At 74.5% G+C, this 4,800-nt stretch carries 4 protein-coding genes and 1 pseudogene; 4 read left to right on the top strand and 1 reads right to left on the bottom strand.

All coding sequences use genetic code 11. The features are described 5' to 3' along the window. Positions 1-248: 248 nt before the first annotated feature. The 4 genes and pseudogenes from ACTUAL_RS06575 (at position 249) to ACTUAL_RS06560 (ending at position 3,904) form a co-directional block, all read left to right on the top strand. Positions 249-911, top strand: coding sequence for a helix-turn-helix transcriptional regulator (locus ACTUAL_RS06575; RefSeq protein WP_440899617.1), 663 nt, complete (start codon positions 249-251; stop codon positions 909-911). Continuing rightward, complete coding sequence (locus ACTUAL_RS06570) at positions 908-2,002, top strand: alanine racemase (RefSeq protein WP_440899616.1); 1,095 nt, start codon at positions 908-910, stop codon at positions 2,000-2,002. The genes ACTUAL_RS06575 and ACTUAL_RS06570 overlap by 4 nt, the downstream gene beginning before the upstream one ends. Beyond that, a pseudogene (locus tag ACTUAL_RS06565) lies at positions 1,978-2,915 on the top strand (ornithine cyclodeaminase family protein). Before ACTUAL_RS06570 ends, ACTUAL_RS06565 begins: the two are co-directional and overlap by 25 nt. A gap of 236 nt (positions 2,916-3,151) precedes the next feature. After that, a complete protein-coding gene (locus tag ACTUAL_RS06560) occupies positions 3,152-3,904 on the top strand; it encodes a pectate lyase (protein ID WP_440899618.1) in 753 nt (250 codons plus the stop codon). Positions 3,905-3,973: 69 nt separating this feature from the next. Here ACTUAL_RS06560 and ACTUAL_RS06555 read toward each other — a convergent pair. Then, a partial coding sequence (locus ACTUAL_RS06555; RefSeq protein WP_440899615.1) for a BREX system ATP-binding domain-containing protein occupies positions 3,974-4,800 on the bottom strand: 827 nt, incomplete at its 5' end.

The raw sequence follows: 4,800 nt of genomic DNA, 5'->3' as shown, positions 1-4,800 counted from the left end.
GCCTGCCGAGCGCGGCGAGCGCCTCCCAGCGGACGGCGGTCGAGCCACCCCCCGGCCTGGGGAGGTCGAGCGCGCCCAGTTCCAGGAGTTCGCGCAGGGCGTGGACGACCGAGGCGGCCGTGCGGTGGTCGGGCATGACCGCAGATACCTCTCGCCGACCACTTCAAACACGAAGTGGGTGTGATCGGCGACACCCAAAGCTCGGACACTCTGTCCAGATGTAAGACACATCGTCTATATTCCATCCCATGCCCGCGAAACCCGATCCGAGCGCCGACGCGATCCTGGCCGCGCTCACGGCCGTGCTGCCCGGACTGGCCGCCCCGTTCGGCCGGTCCTGCGAGGTGGTCCTGCACGACTACCGGGTCCCGGAGCGCTCGGTGGTGGCCGTGGCGGGTGAGGTCACGGGCCGCCACGTGGGCGGCGCGATGAGCGAGATCGGCCTGTCCGTGCTGGCGCGCGGCGACGAGGCCGAGCCGATCCTCAACCAGCTCACCCGCACCCCGTCCGGCCGCCTGGTGAAGTCGTCCACGCTGCCGCTGCGCGACGCGCGCGGCCGGGTGTTCGGCGCGCTGTGCGTGAACCTCGACGCCACCGCGCTCCAGCAGGTCGGCGACCTGCTCCGCGACCTGGTCGGCGGGACCGCGCAGCCCACGCCCACCACGTTCGCCGACGACGTCGAGCAGGTGCTGGACGCGGTGATCCGCGCCGAGACCCCCGGCGACCCGACCGCGCTGACCAGGGCCGACCGGTTGCCGCTGATCGCGGCGCTGGACCGCAGGGGCGTGTTCCGGCTGCGCGGCGCGGCCCCGAGGGTCGCCGCGCGGCTGGGCGTGTCCCGCGCCTCGCTCTACGCGGACCTCGCCGAGTGCCGCAGGAACCCCGACCACCGGACGGAGCCCACCGCATGACACCGCCCACCCCGCACCTGCGCCTGGACCGCGAGGTCCTGCAGCGCAACGCCGACCGGTTGCGCGCCAGGATCACCGCGCTGGGGCCGGTGCTGCGCCCGCACGTGAAGACCTCGAAGTCCCCCAGGGTCGCGGAGGTGCTGCTCGGCGGCGCGCCCGGTCCGATCACGGTGTCGACGCTGCGCGAGGCCGAGGTGTTCGCCGACGCGGGGTACGACGACGTGCTGTACGCGGTGGGGATCGCACCGTCCAAACTGGACCGGGTGCGCGCGCTGCGCGAGCGCGGCGTGGACCGGGTGGTGCTGCTGGACAGCGTGGAGCAGGCCGAGGCCGTTGCCGCGCGAGGGGTTCCGGCGCTGCTGGAGGTGGACTGCGACGGTCACCGGGGCGGGGTGCCGCCGGACTCCCCCGCCGTGCTGGAGATCGCGGGCGCGCTGGGCGGGGACCTGCTGCGCGGGGTGCTGACCCACGCGGGCGAGTCGTACTTCCGGTACACTCCCGAGGAGCTGGCGCGGGCCGCCGAGCACGAGCGCGCCACCGCCGTGCGGGTCGCGGAGACCTTGCGCGCGGGCGGCTTCCCGTGCCCGGTGGTGAGCGTCGGCTCGACCCCGACGGCGCACGCCGCGCGCGACCTGACCGGCGTCACGGAGGTCCGCGCGGGCAACTACGCGTTCTTCGACCTGGTCATGGCGGGTGTGGGCGTGTGCGGGCTGGACGACCTGGCGCTGTCCGTGGTGGTCACCGTGATCGGGCACCGGAGGGAGCGCGGCTGGATCATGACCGACGGCGGCTGGATGGCGACCTCCCGCGACCGGGGAACCGGGGTGCAGCCGGTGGACCAGGCGTACGGCGTGGTGGCGCTGGAGGACGGCGGGGTGGTGCCGGACCTGCTGATGGTGGGCGCGTCCCAGGAGCACGGGGTGCTGGGGATGCGCGAGGGCAGCGCCCGCGGGCTGCCGGACTTCCCGGTGGGCACGAGGTTGCGCGTGCTGCCCGTGCACGCCTGCGCGACGGCGGCCCAGCACGGCGAGTACCACGTGGTCGGCGGAGGGCGGGAGCCCGAGGTGTGGGCGCGGGTGAACGGGTGGTGAGCGCGGTGCGGGTGCTGTCGGAGGAGCGGAGCGCCGAGCTGGCGACCCCGGAGCTGGCGTTCGGGGCGGCGCGGGCGGCGCTGCTGGCGGCGGCGGGCGGGGAGGCCACGACGTTCCCGGTGGTCGTCGGCCACGCGCACGAGCGGGCGAACCGCTTCACCGTGAAGTCCGCGTCCACGCCGGAGGTCGCGGGCGTGAAGGTCGGCGCGTACTGGCCGGGCAACGCGGACGCGCCCAGGCACAACTCGACGATCCTGCTGCTGGACAACGGGACCGGCCGCCTGGCGGCCGTGGTGGAGGCGGGCGCGGCGAACGCCCTGCGCACGGCGGCGGCGGACGCGGTCGCGGTGGACGCGTTGTCCCGCGAGGACTCCCGCACCATGGCGATCTTCGGCTCGGGGAACCAGGCGCTGCACGAGTGCGTGGCGGTGGCGCGGGTGCGGCGGCTGGAGCGGATCGTGGTGGTGGCCAGGAGCGGCGGGGAGGAGTTCGTCCGGGCGCTGCGCGCCAGGGGCCTGCCCGCCGAGCCGGGCGGCCCGGAGGCCGCGTGCGCCAGCGACATCGTGGTCACCGCGACCACCGCGCGCGCCCCGCTGTTCGACGCGCGCTGGCTGCGCCCCGGCGCGCACGTGTCCAGCATGGGCTCGGACGCGCGCGGCAAGCAGGAGCTCCCGCCCGACTGCTGGCCACCGCGACCCTGTTCTGCGACCTGCCCGAGCAGTCGAGGGAGATCGGCGAGTTCCAGCACGCCCCCGCCGACGCCCCGGTGACCGCACTGGGCCACGTCCTGTCGGGCGCGGCGCGGGGCAGGCGGTCGGCGGAGGAGATCACCGCGTTCGACAGCTCGGGCCTGGCCGTGCAGGACCTGCACCTGGCGCTGGCGCTGCTGGCGGCGGACCGGGCCTCGGGGTGAGGACCACCGGGTGGGCGCAGCTGTTTCGCGGCCGTTCGACCACACCCGCGCGCCGCGTCGAGCTGAATTCCTTCGACGTCGTTTCACCTACCTGAATCCTTTGCCCCGAACGAAATCCCCCGTTGACAGCGCGCATTTCCGGTCCGTAGCGTCCGTTCCGCCCCGCACTCCGGTTCCGCTGCCGCGAGACCTCGGGAGGAACAACAAAGGTGTTGACTCGTCGAATCCTGTCCGGAATGGGCGCGCTGCTGCTGGCCGCGGTGACGGTCGCGGCGGGCGCGGGGAGCGCGTCGGCCGCCGGGAGCGCGTTCCCGTCGCCGAACGGCTCGCAGGGGGTCGGGGCGAAGATCAAGGTGTCCGGGTCGTACGACGGTGGCCTCAAGCGGTTCTACGGCACCGGCGACCTGGGCAACGGCGGTCAGGACGAAGGGCAGTCGCCGCTCTTCGAGCTGGCCAACGGGGCCACGCTGTCCAACGTCGTGCTGGGCTCGCCCGCCGCCGACGGCGTGCACTGCCTGGGCACCTGCACGCTGAACAACGTGTGGTGGGAGGACGTCGGCGAGGACGCCGCGACGCTCAAGGGCTCCTCCTCGTCGCAGAAGATGACCGTGAACGGCGGCGGCGCGCGCAAGGCGTCGGACAAGGTGTTCCAGCACAACGGGCCGGGCACGATCCACATCAAGAACTTCCAGGTCGACGATTTCGGGAAGCTCTACCGCTCGTGCGGCAACTGCGGCACCCAGTACAAGCGGAATGTGATCCTGGAGAACGTGACCGCGTACTCGCCGGGCAAGGTCCTCGCCGGGATCAACACGAACTACGGCGACACCGCGAAGTACACGAACGTCACGATCGTCGGCGACAGCAGCAAGAAGATCGTGGTGTGCGAGAAGAACAAGGGCGTCACGAGCGGCGAGCCGAGCAAGATCGGCAGCGGCCCGGACAGCACGAACTGCCTGTACTCCTCGTCGAACATCACCTACCGGTAGCCGGTAGCCGGGCGATCCGGCGGTCGGGCAGCGCACGGCGGTCCCGCCCGGGGGGGGCGGGGCCGCCGGTCACGCCACCGCGCGGGGGGCGGGCTGCTCGGCGTCTACCCGGACCGCCCGCACCAGCGGCGCCCAGTCGCCCGGCTCGTCCTCGGCCGCCGACAGCAGGTCGAGGAACGCCCGCAGCACCGCGCGCCGCCTGCCCGCGCAGTCCGCGCCGAGCTGGTCCGCGCAGTGCCGGGCGAACTCGCGCAGCGCCTCGTCCGGCAGGGCGCTCCGCCCGCCGCCAGCGTGCACGTCCCGCACCGCCGCCAGCAGCCGGGTGAACTCCTCGCCCTCCAGCGCGCGCAACCGCACCACCGGGCCGAACAGGTCGTCGCCCGCCGGGGGCAGCGCGGTGCGCAGCGCCTCGCAGGTGTGCAGCCCGTAGCGGGGATCGGTGAGCGCGCTGGGGGTCCCGGCGAACAGGTGCGCCAGGTGCGGGCTGCCGCCGCCGAGGCTGTCCTCCACGATCCGCCGCACCCCCTCGTGCTCGGCGGCCCGGTCCGGGGCGGCGGCCAGGGTGTCCAGCTCGTCCAGGCACACCAGCAGACCCCGGTAGCCCGCCATCGTGGTGAACCTGGCCAGCAGCTTGATCCGGTCGGTCAGCGGCACGTCGTCCAGGGTGGCGCGCAGGCCGAGCGCGGCGCGGGCGCGGGCGGGCGGGCACTCGCCGCGCAACCAGCGCAGCGCGTCCACCGCGAGCAGCCCGTCACCGGTGTGGTGGCCGCGCCAGTAGGCGGCGACGGCCTCGGCGACCCCGGCGCCGCCGGGCAGCTCCTCCAGCCGGGCGGCGCGCTCGCGGATCACCCGCTCCGGGTCGCGGCCCCGCTCGCGCGCGACCGTGACGGCGGTGG

Source organism: Actinosynnema sp., assembly GCF_052038725.1.
This window is presented reverse-complemented; position numbering and strand designations above follow the sequence as displayed.

Coding starts and splice junctions, on each gene's coding strand:
- ACTUAL_RS06575 (WP_440899617.1), top strand. CDS start 249: ATGCCCGCGAAACCCGATCCGAGCGCCGACGCGATCCTGGCCGCGCTC.
- ACTUAL_RS06570 (WP_440899616.1), top strand. CDS start 908: ATGACACCGCCCACCCCGCACCTGCGCCTGGACCGCGAGGTCCTGCAG.
- ACTUAL_RS06560 (WP_440899618.1), top strand. CDS start 3,152: ATGGGCGCGCTGCTGCTGGCCGCGGTGACGGTCGCGGCGGGCGCGGGG.